Raw genomic sequence first — 17,906 nt, forward strand, 5'->3', positions numbered from 1 at the left:
GTCATGCGTATCCGTACCGGCGCCAATCGGCGCCGGTACGCCGACCGAGGAACCTCAACATGACGATTCACAGCTTTACCTGTATCGAAGGCCATACCGAAGGCATGCCGGTGCGCATGGTGATCGACGGCGCGCCGACGCTGCAGGGCGCGACGATGAACGCGCGCCGCGAGGATTTCGTCGCGCATCACGACTGGATTCGCCGCACGCTGATGCTGGAGCCGCGCGGCCATGCGCACATGTCGGGCACGATCTTCTATCCGCCGGTCAGCGACAACGCCGATTTCAGCCTGCTGTTCATCGAGACGTCCGGCTGCCTGCCGATGTGCGGCCACGCGACGATCGGCTCGATCGCGTTCGCGATCGAGGAGCGCGCCGTCGTGCCGAAGCAGCCGGGCACCGTCACCGTCGACGTGCCGGCCGGGCAGATCGTCGCGCGCTACGAGATGGACGGCGCGCGCGTGAGCTCGGTACGCTTCACCAACGTGCCGAGCTTCCTGCTCGCGCGCGACGTCGCGATCGAGATTCCCGCGCTCGGCACGCTGGCCGTCGATATCGCGTACGGCGGCAACTTCTATCCGATCGTCGAGGTCCAGCCGAACTTCCCCGGTTGCGAGCACTTCACGCCGGACGAGCTGCTGGCGTGGGGCCGCGACGTGCAGCGCGCGGTCAACGATGCGCTCGACGTCGTGCATCCCGATCATCCGGCGATTCGCGGCGTGCGGCACTGCATGTGGACCGGCAAGCCGATCGCGGACGATGCGCACGGGCGCGCGGTGGTGATCGCCGGCGACAGCCTCGTCGACCGTTCGCCGTGCGGCACCGGCAGCTCCGCACGCGTCGCGCAGCGCTTCGCGCGCGGCTGGCTGAAAGCGGGTGAAGCGTATTGTCACGAGAGCCTGATCGGCAGCCGCTTCATCGGCCGCGTGGAATCGGTCGAGCGTCTGAACAGCGGGCTGGACGCCGTGCGGCCGAGCATCGAAGGACGCGCGTGGGTCACCGGGCGCGCGCAGTATCGCGTCGATTCATCCCAGCCGTACGCGCACGGCTTCAGCCTGCAGGAGTTCGTCAATTGAACGCGATTGCGCGAGAACATGCGCCCGCATCGCCCGGCACAGCACGCAATGAAACGGCCGTCGTGATCGGCGGCGGGATCGTCGGCGTGTGCTGCGCGCTCTATCTGCAACGCGACGGCCACGCCGTCACGCTGATCGATCCCGCCGCGCCCGGCGACAGCACCGCGAAATGGAGCTGCGGGCAGATGGCCGTCAGCGAGGTCATTCCGCTGTCGAAGCCCGGCATCCTGCTGAAGGTGCCGCGCTGGCTGATGGACCAGAAGGGGCCGCTCGCGCTGCGGCCCGGCGCGCTGCCGGGCATCCTGCCGTGGTTCTTCCGGTTCGTCGCATCGGCCCGTCACGCGAGGATCGTGTCGATCGCGCAGGCGATGGCCACGCTGACGCACGACGTCTATCCCGACTATGCGCCGCTGCTCGATGCATGCGGCGACCGCGCGCTGCTGGGCCAGCGGCCGGTGCTCGAAGTGTTCGACGATCCGGCCGGCATCGCGCACGAACAGCCGCATCTCGAGCTGCGGCAGTCGCTCGGCTTCGCGTCGCAGCTCCTGACGGCCGCCGATATCGGCGATCTCGAACCGGCCCTCGCCGGCCGGTTCCGGCACGGGCTGCTGTTTCCCGACTGGCGCGCGGTCAACGATACCGAAGGCTTCATCGCGGCGCTGACGGCCAGCTTCGAGGCGCAAGGCGGACGCCGCCTCCGCGCGAACGCCGCGCGCATCGACGAAGCCGACGGGCGCGCAACCGGCGTGACGCTCGCGAGCGGCGAGCGCGTCGCGGCCGATCATGTCGTCGTCGCGGCCGGCACCGGTTCGCGGCAGTTCTTCGGGCAGCTCGGCGTGCGCGTGCCGCTCGAAGGCATCGCCGGCTACCAGGCGCTGCTCGCCGACCCGGGCGTCGAGTTCCGCCACTCCGTGATCTATGCGGACGGCGGCTTCTGCTTCAGCCCGATGACGCGCGGGCTGCAGATCGGCGGCACCATCGAGTTCGCGGGCCGCGATGCGGCGCCGAACTTCCGGCGCGCGGACATCATCCTGGAGAAAGCCAAACGCATCCTGCCCGAGCTGCGGACCGCGCGCGTCGAGTACGGCGTCGGCTATCGGCCGTTCCTGCCCGACACGAAACCGGTGATCGACCGCTCGAAGCGGCTGCCGAACGTGATCATGGCATTCGGCCACGGCCAGCTCGGCCTCACGCTCGGCGCGACGACCGGCCGCCTGGTCGGCGACCTCGCGGCCGGCCGTCCGACGCGGCAGGACCTGTCGCCCTTCAGCGCTTACCGCTTCGCCTGACATTCGAGACCCTTCATGCACTCCTACGAACGACTTTTCATCGACGGCCGCTGGGTGGCGCCCGTTCGCGGCCAGACCTTCGACACGCTCGACCCGAGCGACGAAACCGTAATCGCGAAAGTGGCGGCCGCCACCGCCGAAGACATCGACCTCGCGGTCAACGCCGCGCGCCGCGCGTTCGACGAAGGCCCGTGGCCGCGCATGACCGGCGCCGCGCGGGCCGCGGTGCTGCGCGCGATCGCGCAAGGCATCCGCGACCGCCTGCCCGAGCTGGCCGAGCTCGAAGTGCGCGACAACGGCAAGCCGCTGCCCGAAGCGCTGTGGGATCTCGGCGACGCCGCCGGCTGCTTCGACTTCTACGCGGGGCTTGCCGAACAACTGGACGGCAACGCCGAAACGCCCGTGCCGCTGGCCGACGAGCGCTTCAGCACGGTCGTCCGCAAGGAACCGATCGGCGTGGCCGGCGCGATCATCCCGTGGAATTTTCCGTTGCTGATGGCCGCGTGGAAGGTCGCGCCCGCGCTCGCGGCCGGCTGCACGATGGTGCTCAAGCCGTCCGAGCTGACGCCGCTCACCGCACTGGAGCTGGCTGGCATCGCCGACGCGGCCGGGCTGCCGGCCGGCGTGCTGAACGTCGTGACGGGCCTCGGCGCGGATGCCGGCGCGCCGCTCGCCGAGCATCCGGGCGTCGACAAGCTCGCGTTCACCGGCAGCGTGCCGACCGGCAGCCGGATCATGCAGGCCGCCGCGCGCGACATCAAGAACATCAGCCTCGAACTCGGCGGCAAGTCGCCGTTCATCGTGTTCGGCGACAGCGATCTCGAAGCGGCCGTCGAGTGGATCCTGTTCGGCATCTTCTGGAACCAGGGCGAAGTGTGTTCGGCCACGTCGCGCGTGCTCGTCGAGCGCTCGCTGTACGCGCCGCTCGTCGAGCGGCTCGCGCAGGAAGCGCGCAAAATCACCATCGGTAACGGCCGCGACGAAGGCGTACTGCTCGGCCCGCTGGTGAGCCGCGGGCAGTACGACAAGGTGCGGGAAGCGATCGCGCGCGGCCGCGACGAAGGCGCGCGGCTCGTGACGGGCGGCGGGCGGCCCACGCATCTCGAACGCGGCTACTTCATCGAGCCGGCCGTGTTCGCCGACGTGCCGGAAGACAGCTGGATCTGGCGCGAGGAAATTTTCGGGCCGGTGGTCTGCGTGCGGCCGTTCGATACGGAAGACGAGGCGGTTCGCTCAGCCAACGATTCGCGCTTCGGTCTCGCGGCGGCCGTGATGTCGGCCGACCTGCCGCGCTGCGAGCGCGTGGCACGCGCGATGCGCGCGGGCATCGTGTGGATCAACTGCTCGCAGCCGACGTTCACGGAGGCGCCGTGGGGCGGCTACAAGCAGAGCGGGATCGGGCGCGAGCTCGGCGAGTGGGGGCTGAACAACTACCTCGAAATCAAGCAGATCACGCGCTACGACAGCGACAAGCCGTGGGGCTGGTACATCAAGTAGGAAGGTGAATCGATCATGCGCTGGAACAAAACGCTGCAACTCGTCGACGTGCATTGTGAGGGCGAGATCGGCAAGGTCATCACCGGCGGCGTCCTCGACGTGCCGGGCAAGACCATGCTCGACAAGATGAATCACATCAACGAGATCGACGACAGCTTGCGGCGCCTGGTCGTGCTCGAACCGCGCGGCTGCCTGCAGATGTCGGTCAACCTGCTGCTGCCGCCGACGCGGCCGGAAGCGCAGGCGGGCTTCATCGTGCTGCAGGCCGACAAGGCGCATCCGATGTCGGGCAGCAACTGCATCTGCGTCGTGACCGCGCTGCTCGAACTTGGCATGGTGCCGATGCAGGAACCGGAGACCACCGTCGTACTCGACACGCCGGCCGGGCTCGTCACCGCGCGGGCCGCGTGCCGCGACGGCCGCTGCGTCGGCGTCTCGCTGGACATGGTGCCGTCGTTCGTCGAACACCTCGACGTCGACGTGCACACGGCGGAATTCGGCACGATCAAGGCCGACATCGCGTTCGGCGGCGTGTACTACGCACTCGTCGACGTCGACCAGATCGGGCTCGACATCGCGCCGGGCAACGCGCGGCAGCTCGCGACGCACGGCGTGCGGCTCAAGGCAATCATCAACCGGCAGGTCGCCGTGCAGCATCCGCTCGTCCCGGAGATCAACGAAGTCGCGTACGTGATGTTCCGCAACCGGGTCGACGACACGGTGTACCAGACCTGCACGACGCTGCCGCCCGGCCGCGTCGACCGCTCGCCGTGCGGGACCGGCAGCTCGGCCAATCTCGCGACGCTCGCCGCGCGCGGGCGCGTGCAGGTCGGCGATTGCCTCACATCGCGCTCCACGATTGGCGGCGAATTCCGCGTCGAACTGCTGGGTACGACCGAAGTGGGCGGCCGGCCGGCCATACTGCCGCGCGTCACCGGGCGCGCCTGGGTGTTCGGGTTCCAGCAACTCGGCGTCGATCCCGATGATCCGCTGGCCGCCGGGTTCATGCTCAGCGACACATGGGGCGACGGATTCGGGCCATCCGCGCCGTCAGGCACGTGAGGACGCGATGCTAAACTCGAGAGCGCGCCCGGCGACCCGGGCCGATTACAGGAAGGATGGCGAGATGAGCAAAGAGGCCGTTGAAACCGAAGGTGGCGGCCGCCGGCACGGCGGGCGGTATGTGTATGAGGAATTGCGCAAGCAGATCCTGACGCTCAAGCTGAAACCCGGCGTGCAGCTCGACGAAATCTCGCTGGCCGCGCAGTTCGGCCTGTCGCGTTCGCCGGTGCGCGACGCGATCGCGCGGCTGAGCAGCGAGGGGCTCGTCACGATCCTGCCGAACCGGACGACGCTCGTCACGCCGTTCGAGATCGAGGAATTCCCGAAATACATCTCGGCGCTCGACCTGATCCAGCGCGCGGTCACGCGGCTCGCGGCCACGCAGCGCTCCGAGGCCGACCTCGCGAAGATCCGCAAGGCCGACGACGTCTACATGGCGGCCGTCGCGAGCGGCGACTTCCAGGCGATGTCGGAGACCAACAAGGCGCTCCACATGGCGATCGCGCACGCCGCGAACAATCCCTACTTCGTCGGCTACTACGAGCGGCTGCTCGGCGAAGGGCAGCGCCTGCTTCATCTGCATTTCGACTTCACCGTGAGCTCGCCGACGGCCGCCAAGCTCGGCCGCGACCACGACGAACTGATCGACGCGATCGTGCGGCGCGATGCGGACGCCGCCGAGCGCGCCGCGCACGAGCACACGATGCTGTTCCAGAAGCGCTTCCTCGATTACATGCGGCAGAACATGACGGAGTCGATGGCGGTGCTGTAAGCGCAACACCGAAGGCCGGCGGCACCACGCCCATCCGGCTAAAATACCGCCCTGCCGCGCGTCCCGCCGCGGCCGGAGGATACTCACATGACCGCACGTCGCGGTGCCGCGGTCGCCATCGCGCCCGGTCACGAGACAGCCAGCCTGTCGAAAGCCCAGAAAACGTTCAATACGCTCGTCAAGCAGATCGAGAAGCGGCGCGAGCATCTCGGTGCGTGGGAAGCCGTAATGCCGGCGTTTCAGAAGAAGTTCGTCGACGCGCTGTTGCCGCTCGAACAGGAATCGACCGCGTTGCGGATCAAACTGATCCACCTGCTCGACGACGCGTTCCTGCAGAAGGGCTTGAGCAAGGCCGAGCAACGCACGCTGTCCGACCTGATCGCCGATATGGTGCGCGATTTAATGCAGGTCAGCGACGACGCGACGCTGAAGATCATTTACAACCGGCATGTCGGATCCGCGAACGTCGGCAACGCAGCGGCCGAGCCCGATCCCGAGCTGACGAAACCTGAACGGGAACCCGAACCGCAATCGCAATCGCCAGAGGATCTCGACTCGCTGTCCCCCGACGAACTCGCCGAGCGGATGCAGGCCGAACTCGACGCACAGTTCGAGCGCGACATGGCCGCTCACGCAGCCCGCGAGGCCCAGCGCGCGAAGCGCAAGAAAGCGCCGAAGCAATCGGCCGCGCAGGCCAGGCTCGAAGCCGAGCAGGCCGAATCGAGCAAGTCGATCCGAGAGATCTATCGCAAGCTCGCCAGCGCGCTGCATCCCGATCGCGAAACCGATCCGCGCGAGCAGGAACGCAAGACCGTGCTGATGCAGCGGGTCAACCACGCATATGCGAAGGGCAATCTGCTGCAGCTGCTGGAACTGCAGCTGGAGATCGAGCAGATCGACCGGCGTGCGATCGACGGGCTCAGCGAAGCGCGGCTCACGCGCTACAACGGCATCCTGGAGGAACAACTCCGTGAGCTCGACCAGGAGATCCAGCACGTCGAGAACGATTTCCGGCGCACGTACGGCATCGCGTCGTCCACCAAGGTCGCGCCCGATACCGTCATCCGCATACTCACGCGCGACATTGCCGGCATGCAGCGCGGCAATCAGGATCTCGCCGTGGCGCTGCGCGAGTTCGAGGATCCGGACAAGGTCAAGGACTGGCTGAAAGACATGAAGCGCCGGCCGGCATCGTCACGCTTTGACGACAATCCGTACTAGGTCCAGTCGCCCACCCCGCAGGACGTCGGGCGCGTAGCCGGTCTGACGCGACAGCGATGCGGGCCGCGGAGCCGGCGTCAGGCTGCCTCGACCGGCGAGCGCCGCCGCTCCTCGACCATCGATGCGATCAGCGCCGCCAGATCGTCGGTCGACGGATCGTGAATTCCGGACGAGAGATGCAGTTCGAGATCGGCGGGCGGCAGCGGCGGCAACCCGTCGTTCGCGTCGAGCACCCGCCAGTTGGCGGGCAACGTGCAACGGTCGATGATGGTCACCGCCGCACGGTGATTGACCGCGATCCGGATCCCCGTGGGGCTTTGGCTCGTATAGACGATATGACACGGCCGATCGATATCGGCGAGCGCCGCGAGCCCGCGCTGCCGATAACAACAGGTTTCGGGAAACAGCGCGAGCGGTACCGAGGCTTGCTGGTCGAGCCGAAAATCCCGATGCGCGGCCCACACGACCGACTCACTGCCGAGCGGGTGACCACCGGGGCGCGGCCCATGCCGGACAACCAGCGCGAGGTCGAGCTCGCCCGCATTCAGGCGGTCGAGCAGTTCGAGCGACATCCGGCAATGAATGTGCGGCTGCACGCCGGGCCGCAATTCATGGAAGCGCTTCAGCAAGTCCGGCAGCCAAAGCTCCGCGTAATCCTCAGGCAATCCGAAACGAATGACACGCTGCGACGAACTGCTTCGATTCAGTGCGGCAATCGCCTCGCTTTGGACCTGAATGATCCGGCGCGCGTGAATCAGGAAATTCTCGCCATCGCGCGACAACGCGAGCCGGCGGCCGCCACGCAGGACGAGGGGCGTGCCGAGCCGCTCCTCGAGCGTGCGGATCCGCAGACTGATCGTCGATTGCGTCCGGTGCAACTGCCTCGCAGCGGACGTGAAGCCGCCCGTATCCACCACCGCGACAAACGCGCGAATCAATTCCGGATCCAGCGAGCTGAGTTTCGACCAATCGGGTCCGCTGATAGAAGCCATCGAAATTACTCGTTTTCAAAAAGAATTTGACGTCCGAAAGATGGCGGTGAGCGAGCCGATTATTGATCAAAATAATTCCGCTCACAACCTTCGCCGATCCGACACGGCCCGACTCGCCCGGCGCGATGCAGCCCGTATCGCGCGCCCTCGTCCACCTTATCGAAAACGAGATTCGCACATGATCCCCTCATTATTTTTCCATCGTCTTTTCCGCCCGATCCTCCGTCGCGCCGGCCGCTTGCTGCCCCGGCTGATTCTGCTCACCGGCCTGATCGCCGGCGCTCATCCCGCAACCGCAGCCGACGACCGCACGATCACGATCGGCGTGAACAACTGGGCCGAAAATATCGCGGTTGCGAACCTGTGGAAGGCACTGCTCGCGCAAAAAGGCTACACGGTCTCGCTGCGACCGGGCGACAAGGCGATCATTTACAGCGCTGTCGCGCAAGGCAAGCTCGACCTCACGTTCGAAGTCTGGCTGCCGTCGGCGGATGCCGCCCCCTATGACAGCGTGAAATCGCGGGTCGAAAAGATCGGGCCCTGGTTTCCGCGCGCGCAGCTCGGCCTCGCCGTGCCGGACTATGTCGACGTCGACAGCGTCGACCAGTTGAATGCACGCGCCGCGCAGTTCCAGCACGATGGCAAGCCGATGATCTTCGGCATCGAACCGGGCAGCGGCCTGATGAAACTGACGGCCCAGGCGCGCACCGCGTATGGGCTCGACTACACGGTGCTGCCGTCATCCGAGGCCGCGATGCTGCTTGCGCTCGAACGTGCAGCAAAGCGTCGCGAGCCGATCGTGGTCACGCTGTGGAATCCGCACTGGGTCTGGGCGAAGTATCCGATGCACTACCTGAAGGACCCGAAGCAGGTGTTCGGGCAGCCGGATGCGATCTACGCGATCGCGACCGCCGGATTCGGCCGCGCGCATCCGGATATCTCGCACTGGCTCGGTGCCTGGAAGATGGACGACCAGACGCTCGGCTCGCTGATGAACGACATTCGCGCGGAGGGCGATGCCGACCCGCAGAAGGGCGTCGCACGCTGGATCGCGGCCAACCGCGAGCGCGTCGACGCATGGCTGCGCTAGGTGCCGAACCGGGCAACCGTGCGCGCGTGCCGTGGCCGCCGCACGGCGTGCCTGCCGGCGTATTCATTGACGGTTCCGCTTGGGCAATCGGAATAACTCGTTTCCTGAAACATTCTGGTTGACGAAAGATGATCGATATCCGCGGCAAGCATCCCGCGCCGCGACCGTGCCGATGCATTTCCCTTCCTGGAGTCAAAACATGACCGTCAACCTGCCGCTTGCCGATGCCGAATGTATGGACCTCGGCGACATCGTCGATACCGACCGCTATCCGCTGCACGCCCCGGATCATCCCCGGATGCGCGAGTTGATAGCGGCCTGCCGCGAAGAACTCGCGGGCCACGGCAGCGCCGTGCTGCACGATTTCCTGCGGCCGGCCGCTCTCGAACGGGCCCGCGCCGAGGGCCGCGCGCTGGCGGCGAAGACGTTCTACTCGCACCGCAAGGTCAATGCGTATTTCACGGCCGACGATCCGTCGCTGCCGGCCGACGATCCTCGCCGCGTGTTCATGGATCGCACCAGCGGCTTCGTCACGCGCGACGTCATTCCGGCCGACGCAATCATTCATCGCCTGTACGTCGCCCAGTCGATGAAATCCTTCATCGCCGCATGCCTCGGCGAGGCGCGCGTATGGGAGTACGCGGATCCGTACGCCGGCCTCGTGCAAAACGTGCTGCCGCCCGGCACGGAGCAGCCGTGGCACTACGACACGAACGAATTCATCGTGTCGATGATGACCCAGCAACCGGCCGCCGGCGGCGACTTCGAGTACTGCCCCGGTATCCGCTCGCCGGAAGGCGAGAACTACAACGAGGTCGGGCGCGTCGTACGCGGCGAGACACGCGCGCCGGTCCGCGTGATCACGTTGCGCCCGGGGGATCTGCAACTGTTCAAGGGCCGCTTCTCGCTGCATCGCGTCGCGCGAGTCGAGGGCGAGCGCGAGCGTCACACGGCGATCTTCGCGTACTCGAAGAAGCCCGGCGTGATCGGCCGCCTCGAGCGCACACGCCAGTTGTACGGCCGTGTCTCGGAAATGCATCTCGAGGCCGAACAACGGCTCGTCCGCGCCGACGGCCTTGTCGACTGAGCCGTCATGCTCCGCCCGATTCCATTCGAAACCCGATTCCCGATACCCGATACCATGTCCATCCTCAGACCGACCCACCGTCCGGAAGATTGCGAACCGACCGCCGACGAGATCGCGCAGATCCAGCGAGACCGGCTCGCCGCGGTTCGCCGCGAACTGAAGAAGCGAGACCTGAGCGCCGCCGTCCTGTTCGACCCGACCCACATGCGCTATGCGACGGGATCGCGCAACATGCAGGTGTACTCGATGCGCAATCCGGCGCGATACCTGTTCGTGCCGGCCGAAGGCAAGGTCGTGCTGTTCGAGTACGCCGGCTGCGAGTTTCTTGCCGACGGGCTCGACACGGTCGACGAAGTTCGTCCGGCGACCGCTATTTCTTACTACTTCTGTGACGACATGCTTCGTCAGGTTACCGAACGATGGGCGGACGAAATCGACGCGCTCGTTCGCGCATCGGGCGGCGGCAAGCGCATCGCGATCGAAAGCGCGACATCCGCGGCCGCGTTCGCACTTCAGGCGCGCGGCTACGAGATCTCCGATGCACAGGAACCGCTCGAGCGCGCACGCGCAATCAAGGTGCCGAACGAAATCAAGATGATCCGCGCGTCGCTGCGCGCGGCGGAAGCGGGGGTACGCAAGCTCGAGGCCGCGCACGAACCCGTGGTTCCAGGAGAGCAGCCCGCGCAAGATCCAGGCGGGCGAGCTGGTCGGGCTTGATACGGACGTTGTCGGCCGGTTCGGCTACTACGCGGACTTTTCCCGCACGTTCCTGTGCGGCGACGGCCCGGCGACCGACGCGCAGAAGAACCTCTACCGGCTCGCGTACGATCAGATCCACGCCAACATGGAAAACGTGAAGGCCGGCACGACGTTTCAGGAATTCATCGCGAAAGCATGGAAAATCCCGCAGCCGTATCGCGCGCGCCGCTATTTCGCGCTCGCGCACGGCGTCGGGATGACCGGCGAGTATCCCTATATCGTCCATCGTGAGGATAGCGATGCAAAGGGTTATGACGGCGTGATCGAGCCCGGCATGACGCTGTGCATCGAGAGCTACATCGGTCACGAAGCCGGGGGCGAGGGCGTGAAGCTCGAAGAGCAGGTGTACGTGCGTGACGACGGGCAGGTCGAGCTGTTGTCCGACTACCCGTTCGAAGCGCGCCTGCTCGCGTAGCAGCGGCAAAGCCGCCGCCGCTACGCCGCACCCGCCAGCGAACGATCGGGCGCGACGAGCGTCAGGTACGGCACGCGCGTGCCGATGGCGATATCGAAAAGCACGTGACGCAGGCGCGGCCCGCCTGCATCACCGCGGCTCGCCCATCCCGCCCATCAGCGTCATCAACTGTTCGCGCAGCCACTGACTGCCCTGGTCCTGATCGGCGCTGCGATGCCAGTAGCAGAAGTATTCGAGCCCGGGCATCTCGAACGGCAGCTCGAGGATCCGGGCCGGATAGCGCCGCAGCAGCCGCAGCGGCGCCGTCAGCGCGAGATCGCCGCGCATCGCGATCAGCGGCGCGACCATGTAATGCTGCACGCGCATCTGGATGTTGCGGCGCAGCCCCAGGCGCGTCAGCTCCGCGTCGACGTGCCCGCTGCCCTTGCGGCGGCTCGACACGTGGATGTGCCCCATCGACAGGTAGTCGTCCATGGTCAGCGTGTCGCCCTTGAACGGGTGATCGTCGCGGATCATGCATGCGTAGCGGTCGCGCACGAGCAGCGCCTGGTGCAGATGCGGATCGCCGATCAGCGGCGCGTCGATCGCGATATCGACCGAGCCGTTCGCGAGCGCGGTCGCGACTTCGCGGCGGTCCATCGTGTAGCTGCGCACGTGCATGCCCGGCGCATGTGTTTGCAGCAACTCGCCGAGCGCGGGCAGCAGCAGCGCTTCGGTCAGGTCGCTCATGCTGAGCCGGAACACGCGCTCGGACGAGGCCGGATCGAACACGTCGCCTTCGTGCGCGCTCGAATCGAGCAGTTGCAGCGCCTCGCGCACGCGGCCGACGATGTTCTCGGCCATCGGGGTCGGCATCATCCCGGCCGGCGTGCTGACGAACAGCGGATCGTTCAGCGTCTTGCGCAGCCGCGCGAGCGCGTTGCTGACGGCCGGCTGCGTGAGATTCAGCACCTCGGCCGCGCGCGTCAGGTTGCGCTTGTTGTAGATCGCCTCGAATACGACGAACAGGTTCAGATCAATCTTCGAAAGGCGCATCGCCGGGTCTCCTTGCCGGCATCTTAATACGGCGCGCGCCGCCCGTTCGCCCACGTCGCTCCCTCGCGCGGCGCGAGGCTCAGCCGCGCGGCGGCCGCGTCAGGTACGGCTCGGTCGACCCGCGCACGGCATCCTTGATCTCCATCCTTGCGATCGCCTGCAGGTGCACCTCGTCCGGACCGTCGGCGAAGCGCAGCGCGCGGCCCCAGGTCCACATGTCGGCAAGCGGCGTGTCGGGGCTCAGCCCCATCGCGCCGAACACCTGCATCGCGCGGTCGCATACGTCCGTGTACACGGTCGGCACGAGCGCCTTGATCATCGAGATTTCCTTGCGCGCGGCCTTTGCGCCGACTTTGTCGATCATCCACGCGGCCTTCAACACCAGCAGGCGCGCCTGGTCGATCTCGATGCGCGAACGCGCGATCCATTCGCCGACCGTGCCGTGACGATTCAGCGGCTTGCCGAACGCCTCGCGCGACTGCGCGCGGTCGACCATCAGTTCCAGCGCCAGCTCGGCCGCGCCGATCGAACGCATGCAGTGATGGATGCGGCCCGGCCCGAGGCGCGCCTGCGCGAGCGCGAAACCGCTGCCTTCCTCGCCGAGCAGGTTGCGCGCCGGCACGCGCACGTTGTCGAACGTGATCTCGCAGTGCCCTTCCGGCGCGTAGTGGTTGACCACCGTGATGTTGCGCACGATCGTCACGCCCGGCGTGTCGCGCGGCACGAGGATCATGCTCTGCTGCTGGTGCGACTCGGCATCGGGATCGGTCTTGCCCATCACGATGAAGATCTTGCAGTTCGGATGCGCGGCGTTCGTGATGAACCACTTGCGGCCGTTGATCACGTACTCGTCGCCGTCGCGCCGGATGCGCGTCGTGATGTTGGTCGCATCCGACGAGGCCACGTCGGGCTCCGTCATCGCGAATGCCGAACGGATCTCGCCGCGCAGCAGCGGCAGCAGCCACTGTTCGCGCTGCTCGGGCGTCGCGAACATGTGCAGCAGTTCCATGTTGCCGGTGTCCGGTGCGTTGCAGTTGAACACTTCCGACGCCCAGCTCACGCGCCCCATGATCTCGGCGAGCGGCGCGTATTCGAGGTTGGTCAGGCCCGTGCCGGGCTCGTCGTCCTTCAGGTGCGGCAGGAACAGGTTCCACAGCCCTTCCGCCTTCGCGCGTTCCTTCAGCTCCTCCATGAACGACACGGGATACTGGCCCGCGTGCACTTCGTCGTTCCACTGGCGGATGCGCGGCACGATGTGCGCGTCCATGAACGCATGCACGCGTTCGCGCAGCGCTTCCACTTTCGGGGTGTAGCCAAAGTCCATGATCGACTCCTCGAGATTGCGTATTCGGTTCGGTCAGAAGGCCGAGACACCGCCGTCGACGGCGACGGCCTGCCCGGTCAGATAAGTGTTTTCCTTCGCGCACAGCATCAGCATCGTCGCGACGATTTCGTCGGGCCGGCCGAGCCGCTTCATCGGCGAGCCCTGCGCGAGAAAGTCCTGGCGGTCGCCGATATCGCTGTCGGTGACCATCGGCGTCGTGCTGTAGAACGGGCACACCGCGTTCACGCGAATGCCGTGGCGCGCGTATTCGAGCGCGGCCGTCTTCGTGAGCCCGACCACCGCATGCTTCGACGCAGCATAGGCCGCCAGCTTCGGCGCGCCGCCGAGCCCGGCCACCGACGCGACGTTCAGGATCACGCCTTCGCGCTGCGAGAGCATCTGGCGGATCTGGTGCTTCATCCCGAAGAAGACGCCTTTCGCGTTCACCGCGAAGCTCAGGTCGAGATCGGCTTCGTCGGTGTCGATCAGCGCCTTCATCGGCGGTGCGATGCCCGCGTTGTTGATGCCGACGTCGAGCCGCCCAAAGCGCTCGACCGCCGCCTGCACCAGCGATGCCACTTCAGCTTCGATGCGCACGTCGCAGCGCTGCGCGATCACGTCGGCGCCGGCCGCGCGCAGCGGCGCGGCCACGCGTTCGAGCGCGTCGTCGTTCAGGTCGCCGAGCGCGAGCCGCGCGCCCATCGTGGCCAGCTCGCTCGCGAGCAGCGCGCCGAAGCCGCTCGCGGCGCCGGTGATCATCACGGCCTGCCCCGCATAGCTGTCGAGTTTCATCGCGCGCTCAGATCGTCAGACCGCCGTCGACGACGATGCATTCGCCGTTGGTGTAGCTCGCCGCATCCGACACGAGATACAGCACGGTGCCGGCCATCTCGCGCGGCTCCGCGTGGCGGCGCAGCGGGATCTTCGCCTTCCAGCTTTCGTAGATGTCCTTGTCGGCGAACAGCGCGCCGGCGAACTTCGTCTTCGTGAGGCCCGGCAGCAGCGCGTTCACGCGGATGCCGAACGGCCCGCACTCCTTCGCGAACGCCTTCGTCATGTTGACGACGGCCGCCTTCGTGATCGAATAGATGCCCTGCCGGTCGCCCGGCTGCAGCGCGTTCACCGACGCGGTGTTGACGATCGCGCCGCCGCCCTGCGCCTTCATCAGCTTGCCGGCCTCGACCGACATGAAGAAGTAGCCGCGGACGTTCACGTCGACGGTCTTTTCATACGCGGCGAGATCGGTATCGAGGATGTGCCCGAAGTACGGGTTCGCGGCCGCGTTGTTCACGAGGATGTCGAGCCGGCCGTGCTTGCCGCGGATCGTCTCGAACGTCGCGGCGATGTCCTCCAGCCGCCCGACGTGACAGGCCAGCGCCTCGGCGCGGCCGCCCGCCGCGACGATCGCGTCCGCGACCGCCTGGCAGTCGTCGAGCTTGCGGCTCGACACGATCACGTGCGCGCCCTGCTCCGCGAGCAGCTTCGCGATTTCCTCGCCGATGCCGCGGCTCGCGCCCGTCACCAGCGCGATCTTGCCCGTCAGGTCGAACAGATTCGTTGCCATGTTGCTGTGCTCCTCCATTGATATGTTGTCGTGCCGTCGCTCGGCGATGTCGGCAATCTCAGCGGTGCGCGTCGATCACGCCGACGGCCATTTCGGCCAGCCGGCCGGCCATCGCGCCCACGCGCAGCGCCTGCTCGCTCGACGCGTTGCCCTGCAGCGCGCGCGCCTTCACACCCTGCGCGATCGCCGCGAGCCGGAAGAAACTGAACGCGAGATAGAAATGCCAGTCGCGGATCGGCTCGATGCCGCGCAATTCGCAATAGCGCGCGACGATCGCCGCTTCGTCGGGAATGCCGAGTTCGGCACGATCCTGGCCCGCGAGCCCGCGCACCTGGCCGCCCGACGGCAGCCGCAGGCACATGCAGAAGTACGCGAGATCGGCGAGCGGATTGCCGAGCGTCGACAGCTCCCAGTCGAGCACGGCCTGCACGCGATAGTCGTCGTGCGCGAACATCACGTTGTCGATCCGGAAATCGCCGTGCACCAGTGCGGGCCGGCCCGTGTCCTCCGGGCACGCCTTCGGCAGCCAGTCGATCAGCACCTCCATCGCGTCGAGGCGCTCCGTTTCCGCCGCGCGATACTGCTTCGTCCACACGCCGATCTGGCGCTCGAAGTAGTTGCCGGGGCGGCCGTAGTCGGCAAGGCCGACCGCGTCGACCTCCACGTCGTGCAGCGCGGCCATCGTGCGCAGCAGTGCGTCGTAGCAGATCGCCCGATCGGCCTTCGGCAGTTCCGGCAGCGCCGGATCCCAGAAGATCCGGCCGTCCTCGAAGCTCATCACGTAGAACAGGCTGCCGATCACGTCGCGGTCTTCGCAGAGGTGATACGGATGCGCGACCGGCACCGCGGTGCCCGACAGCGCGGTGAGCACGCGGAATTCGCGATCGACCGCGTGCGCGGATTTCAGCAGTTCGCCGGGCGGCTGGCGGCGCAGCACGTAGCGGCCGCTCTTCGCATGCAGCAGGAAGGTCGGGTTCGACTGGCCGCCGGCAAACTTCTCCATGTCGAGCGGGCCTTCGAAACCCGGCACGTGCGCTTCCAGATAGTGCGTGAGGCGGGCTACGTCGAGGGGCTGGGTAGGGTTCGTCATCGTCGCGATCGTTCGTGGGTCAGCCGTAGGTGCGCCACGCATGTCGTTCGGGATCCTCGAGATGTGGGATGCCGTTGAACGACGCCAGGTGGAACGCTTCGGCGTTGAAGAAAAACTGCGAAAGACTGCTGTTGCGGATCTGCAGGTTCAGCGCGATCGCGCTCGACGCCGGCGCGGCGAGCACCTGCTGCACCGTCACCGCGATCGGGCCGCCGGAGCTCACCGCGAGCACGCGCTGGCTGCCGCCGTGGCGGATCGCGGCGCGCGCGTCGGCGACGCGCTGCTGGAAATGGGCCCAGGTTTCGGGCGCGGTGTCGCCGAGCTTGTCGTCGGCCCACAGATGCAGCACCTGTCGCAGCGCGCGAAAGTGCTCCTTCATCGAGCCGGCCGCGAGCCGCGCGATCTCCGGATAGTCGCTGGCCGCCGCCGCGAACAGCCCGTGGAAGTCGTATTCGTTCAGGCCCGGATGGCGGTCGACCGGCGCGCCTGCGCGGCCCATCCCGCGCAGGATCGCGTCGACCGTCTGCGCATGCCGGTTCATCGTGCCGCAGATCACGCGGTCGAACGTCAGGCCCTGCCGTGCGAAGTACTCGCCGAGCCATACGCCCTGCTGCTCGCCGGAGTGGGACAGCCGGTCGTAGTCGTCCGTGCCGAACGACGCCTGCCCGTGCCGTACCAGAAAGAGTTCAGCCATTGCATGTCCGCCTGAATGGAACCGAAGGCCCAGCATAGCGAGCGAGCTTACATTTTTGAAATTTATTTTTTGAATCGGTCAGTATTCATGAAATGAATTCCGCGGTTTCAAACAATGCGCTTGCAACGACTTTCGTCTTGGCCTGCGTCGCGGCACGCGAATTGCGTCAGCATGCACCGTCCTATCACCACGTTCAGGAGGGTGCGATGCTCGGTACGATCCTTATCATCGTTCTGATTCTGCTGCTCATCGGAGCATTTCCTGCATGGCCGCACAGCCGAAGCTGGGGCTACTGGCCATCGGGCACAGTCGGGCTGGTCGTCCTCATCGTCGTGATACTGGTGTTGCTGGGGCGCATCTGACGGTTTCCGCCGCCTGCTGACGGCGGGAAACGCCTCGGGCGGCACGCCTCCGCCCCGCCCGCATGCGCGCCTTTCCGAATCCTCGCCGTGGATTCTTTACACAAAGGGGCCGGAACGGGCGCGCGGCGGGCGCCGCGCGTTACTGGCCGCCCTCCAGGCGCAACTGAAGGCGGCTCGTCACCGACGTCACTCCTGGCACCTGGCGGGCCGCGTCCACCGCGACCCGGTCCTGGGATTCGTCGGAGATCGACCCGGCCAGCGTCACGTCGCCCGTCTTCGCCTTGGCGAACACGGTGACTTGCGCATTGCCGATGCCGTGCGCTTTCCCGATTGCCTGGCGCACCTTCTTCGCGAACGCGCGGTCGGCCGCGCGCTCGGCTTTCTTCGCCGCCCGCGGCGACGCGTTCGACGGTGCAACAGCCGGCGCGGCGGACGCGGTAGCGGTAACGGCAGCAGCGGCGGACTGTGCATGGCCAGCCATCGGCGACAGCGCGACGAAACCTGCAACGACGATTGCAAAATGGTGCTTCATCGGATTTCTCCTCAACGGGAACGAACGGGGAAAATCGCCGAGCGC

General features: G+C 66.8%; 19 protein-coding genes. 11 read left to right on the forward strand and 8 right to left on the reverse strand.

All coding sequences use genetic code 11. The annotated features are described in order from the left end of the window. Window positions 1-59 precede the first annotated feature (59 nt). The 6 genes from ACVK00_RS04680 (at window position 60) to ACVK00_RS04705 (ending at window position 6,917) form a co-directional block, all read left to right on the forward strand. Window positions 60-1,076 carry a 4-hydroxyproline epimerase gene (locus ACVK00_RS04680; protein ID WP_354123212.1) on the forward strand — a complete coding sequence of 339 codons (1,017 nt, stop codon included), beginning with the start codon at window positions 60-62 and terminating at the stop codon, window positions 1,074-1,076. After that, a complete protein-coding gene (locus ACVK00_RS04685) occupies window positions 1,073-2,365 on the forward strand; it encodes an NAD(P)/FAD-dependent oxidoreductase (RefSeq protein WP_284888583.1) in 1,293 nt (430 codons plus the stop codon). Before ACVK00_RS04680 ends, ACVK00_RS04685 begins: the two co-directional genes overlap by 4 nt. Before the next feature lie 15 nt (window positions 2,366-2,380). Further along, window positions 2,381-3,862, forward strand: coding sequence for an aldehyde dehydrogenase family protein (locus ACVK00_RS04690; protein WP_284888582.1), 1,482 nt, complete (start codon window positions 2,381-2,383; stop codon window positions 3,860-3,862). A gap of 15 nt (window positions 3,863-3,877) precedes the next feature. After that, window positions 3,878-4,924 carry a proline racemase family protein gene (locus ACVK00_RS04695; protein WP_284888581.1) on the forward strand — a complete coding sequence of 349 codons (1,047 nt, stop codon included), beginning with the start codon at window positions 3,878-3,880 and terminating at the stop codon, window positions 4,922-4,924. A 64-nt stretch (window positions 4,925-4,988) separates the two neighbouring features. Then, complete coding sequence (locus tag ACVK00_RS04700) at window positions 4,989-5,696, forward strand: GntR family transcriptional regulator (protein ID WP_168736206.1); 708 nt, start codon at window positions 4,989-4,991, stop codon at window positions 5,694-5,696. Between the two features lie 87 nt (window positions 5,697-5,783). After that, window positions 5,784-6,917 (forward strand): J domain-containing protein, encoded by a 1,134-nt coding sequence (locus ACVK00_RS04705; protein WP_284888580.1) that lies wholly within the window; start codon window positions 5,784-5,786, stop codon window positions 6,915-6,917. A gap of 77 nt (window positions 6,918-6,994) precedes the next feature. On the opposite strand, the gene ACVK00_RS04710 is transcribed toward ACVK00_RS04705, so the two are convergent. Beyond that, window positions 6,995-7,855, reverse strand: coding sequence for a LysR family transcriptional regulator (locus ACVK00_RS04710; protein WP_228908784.1), 861 nt, complete (start codon window positions 7,853-7,855; stop codon window positions 6,995-6,997). Between ACVK00_RS04710 and ACVK00_RS04715 the strand changes: the two genes are divergently transcribed. The 4 genes from ACVK00_RS04715 (at window position 7,812) to ACVK00_RS04730 (ending at window position 11,260) form a co-directional block, all read left to right on the forward strand. Continuing rightward, window positions 7,812-8,999, forward strand: a complete 1,188-nt coding sequence (locus ACVK00_RS04715; protein ID WP_284888579.1) for a glycine betaine ABC transporter substrate-binding protein — start codon at window positions 7,812-7,814, stop codon at window positions 8,997-8,999. The two genes, ACVK00_RS04710 and ACVK00_RS04715, sit on opposite strands and share 44 nt — an antisense overlap. 199 nt (window positions 9,000-9,198) lie before the next feature. Further along, window positions 9,199-10,086, forward strand: coding sequence for a HalD/BesD family halogenase (locus tag ACVK00_RS04720; RefSeq protein ID WP_228908782.1), 888 nt, complete (start codon window positions 9,199-9,201; stop codon window positions 10,084-10,086). A gap of 54 nt (window positions 10,087-10,140) precedes the next feature. Beyond that, window positions 10,141-10,803, forward strand: a complete 663-nt coding sequence (locus ACVK00_RS04725) for an aminopeptidase P family N-terminal domain-containing protein (protein ID WP_354123214.1) — start codon at window positions 10,141-10,143, stop codon at window positions 10,801-10,803. Beyond that, on the forward strand, window positions 10,775-11,260 hold the full coding sequence (locus ACVK00_RS04730) for a M24 family metallopeptidase (protein WP_354123306.1): 486 nt from the start codon (window positions 10,775-10,777) through the stop codon (window positions 11,258-11,260). The genes ACVK00_RS04725 and ACVK00_RS04730 overlap by 29 nt, the downstream gene beginning before the upstream one ends. Window positions 11,261-11,389: 129 nt before the next feature. On the opposite strand, the gene ACVK00_RS04735 is transcribed toward ACVK00_RS04730, so the two are convergent. From ACVK00_RS04735 to ACVK00_RS04760, 6 genes are all read right to left on the reverse strand, one after another. Beyond that, window positions 11,390-12,295, reverse strand: coding sequence for a LysR family transcriptional regulator (locus tag ACVK00_RS04735; protein ID WP_284888578.1), 906 nt, complete (start codon window positions 12,293-12,295; stop codon window positions 11,390-11,392). A gap of 79 nt (window positions 12,296-12,374) precedes the next feature. Then, window positions 12,375-13,619, reverse strand: coding sequence for an acyl-CoA dehydrogenase family protein (locus tag ACVK00_RS04740; protein WP_228908780.1), 1,245 nt, complete (start codon window positions 13,617-13,619; stop codon window positions 12,375-12,377). 33 nt (window positions 13,620-13,652) lie between these two features. Beyond that, a complete protein-coding gene (locus ACVK00_RS04745) occupies window positions 13,653-14,411 on the reverse strand; it encodes an SDR family NAD(P)-dependent oxidoreductase (protein WP_284888577.1) in 759 nt (252 codons plus the stop codon). A 7-nt stretch (window positions 14,412-14,418) separates the two neighbouring features. Beyond that, a complete protein-coding gene (locus ACVK00_RS04750; protein WP_284888576.1) occupies window positions 14,419-15,183 on the reverse strand; it encodes an SDR family oxidoreductase in 765 nt (254 codons plus the stop codon). A gap of 58 nt (window positions 15,184-15,241) precedes the next feature. After that, window positions 15,242-16,273 carry a phosphotransferase gene (locus ACVK00_RS04755; protein ID WP_284888575.1) on the reverse strand — a complete coding sequence of 344 codons (1,032 nt, stop codon included), beginning with the start codon at window positions 16,271-16,273 and terminating at the stop codon, window positions 15,242-15,244. Window positions 16,274-16,292: 19 nt separating this feature from the next. Next, window positions 16,293-16,967: a histidine phosphatase family protein gene (locus ACVK00_RS04760; RefSeq protein ID WP_284888574.1), complete on the reverse strand. Its 675-nt coding sequence runs from the start codon at window positions 16,965-16,967 to the stop codon at window positions 16,293-16,295. A 206-nt stretch (window positions 16,968-17,173) separates the two neighbouring features. Between ACVK00_RS04760 and ACVK00_RS04765 the strand changes: the two genes are divergently transcribed. After that, window positions 17,174-17,329: a DUF3309 family protein gene (locus ACVK00_RS04765; RefSeq protein ID WP_228910037.1), complete on the forward strand. Its 156-nt coding sequence runs from the start codon at window positions 17,174-17,176 to the stop codon at window positions 17,327-17,329. A 139-nt stretch (window positions 17,330-17,468) separates the two neighbouring features. Here ACVK00_RS04765 and ACVK00_RS04770 read toward each other — a convergent pair whose 3' ends face one another. Continuing rightward, the gene (locus ACVK00_RS04770; protein ID WP_229050611.1) at window positions 17,469-17,861 is read right to left on the reverse strand and encodes a BON domain-containing protein; all 393 of its coding nucleotides are present in this window, start codon (window positions 17,859-17,861) and stop codon (window positions 17,469-17,471) included. Between the last annotated feature and the right edge of the window lie 45 nt (window positions 17,862-17,906).

It is taken from the genome of Burkholderia sp. PvR073, from assembly GCF_054055695.1.

Excerpts from the sequence above, each read along its gene's own strand:
- ACVK00_RS04695 (WP_284888581.1), top strand. The coding sequence starts at position 3,878 with ATGCGCTGGAACAAAACGCTGCAACTCGTCGACGTGCATTGTGAGGGC.
- ACVK00_RS04755 (WP_284888575.1), bottom strand. The coding sequence starts at position 16,273 with ATGACGAACCCTACCCAGCCCCTCGACGTAGCCCGCCTCACGCACTAT.
- ACVK00_RS04765 (WP_228910037.1), top strand. The coding sequence starts at position 17,174 with ATGCTCGGTACGATCCTTATCATCGTTCTGATTCTGCTGCTCATCGGA.
- ACVK00_RS04745 (WP_284888577.1), bottom strand. The coding sequence starts at position 14,411 with ATGAAACTCGACAGCTATGCGGGGCAGGCCGTGATGATCACCGGCGCC.
- ACVK00_RS04690 (WP_284888582.1), top strand. The coding sequence starts at position 2,381 with ATGCACTCCTACGAACGACTTTTCATCGACGGCCGCTGGGTGGCGCCC.
- ACVK00_RS04750 (WP_284888576.1), bottom strand. The coding sequence starts at position 15,183 with ATGGCAACGAATCTGTTCGACCTGACGGGCAAGATCGCGCTGGTGACG.
- ACVK00_RS04740 (WP_228908780.1), bottom strand. The coding sequence starts at position 13,619 with ATGGACTTTGGCTACACCCCGAAAGTGGAAGCGCTGCGCGAACGCGTG.
- ACVK00_RS04725 (WP_354123214.1), top strand. The coding sequence starts at position 10,141 with ATGTCCATCCTCAGACCGACCCACCGTCCGGAAGATTGCGAACCGACC.
- ACVK00_RS04770 (WP_229050611.1), bottom strand. The coding sequence starts at position 17,861 with ATGAAGCACCATTTTGCAATCGTCGTTGCAGGTTTCGTCGCGCTGTCG.
- ACVK00_RS04760 (WP_284888574.1), bottom strand. The coding sequence starts at position 16,967 with ATGGCTGAACTCTTTCTGGTACGGCACGGGCAGGCGTCGTTCGGCACG.
- ACVK00_RS04705 (WP_284888580.1), top strand. The coding sequence starts at position 5,784 with ATGACCGCACGTCGCGGTGCCGCGGTCGCCATCGCGCCCGGTCACGAG.
- ACVK00_RS04720 (WP_228908782.1), top strand. The coding sequence starts at position 9,199 with ATGACCGTCAACCTGCCGCTTGCCGATGCCGAATGTATGGACCTCGGC.
- ACVK00_RS04700 (WP_168736206.1), top strand. The coding sequence starts at position 4,989 with ATGAGCAAAGAGGCCGTTGAAACCGAAGGTGGCGGCCGCCGGCACGGC.
- ACVK00_RS04735 (WP_284888578.1), bottom strand. The coding sequence starts at position 12,295 with ATGCGCCTTTCGAAGATTGATCTGAACCTGTTCGTCGTATTCGAGGCG.
- ACVK00_RS04680 (WP_354123212.1), top strand. The coding sequence starts at position 60 with ATGACGATTCACAGCTTTACCTGTATCGAAGGCCATACCGAAGGCATG.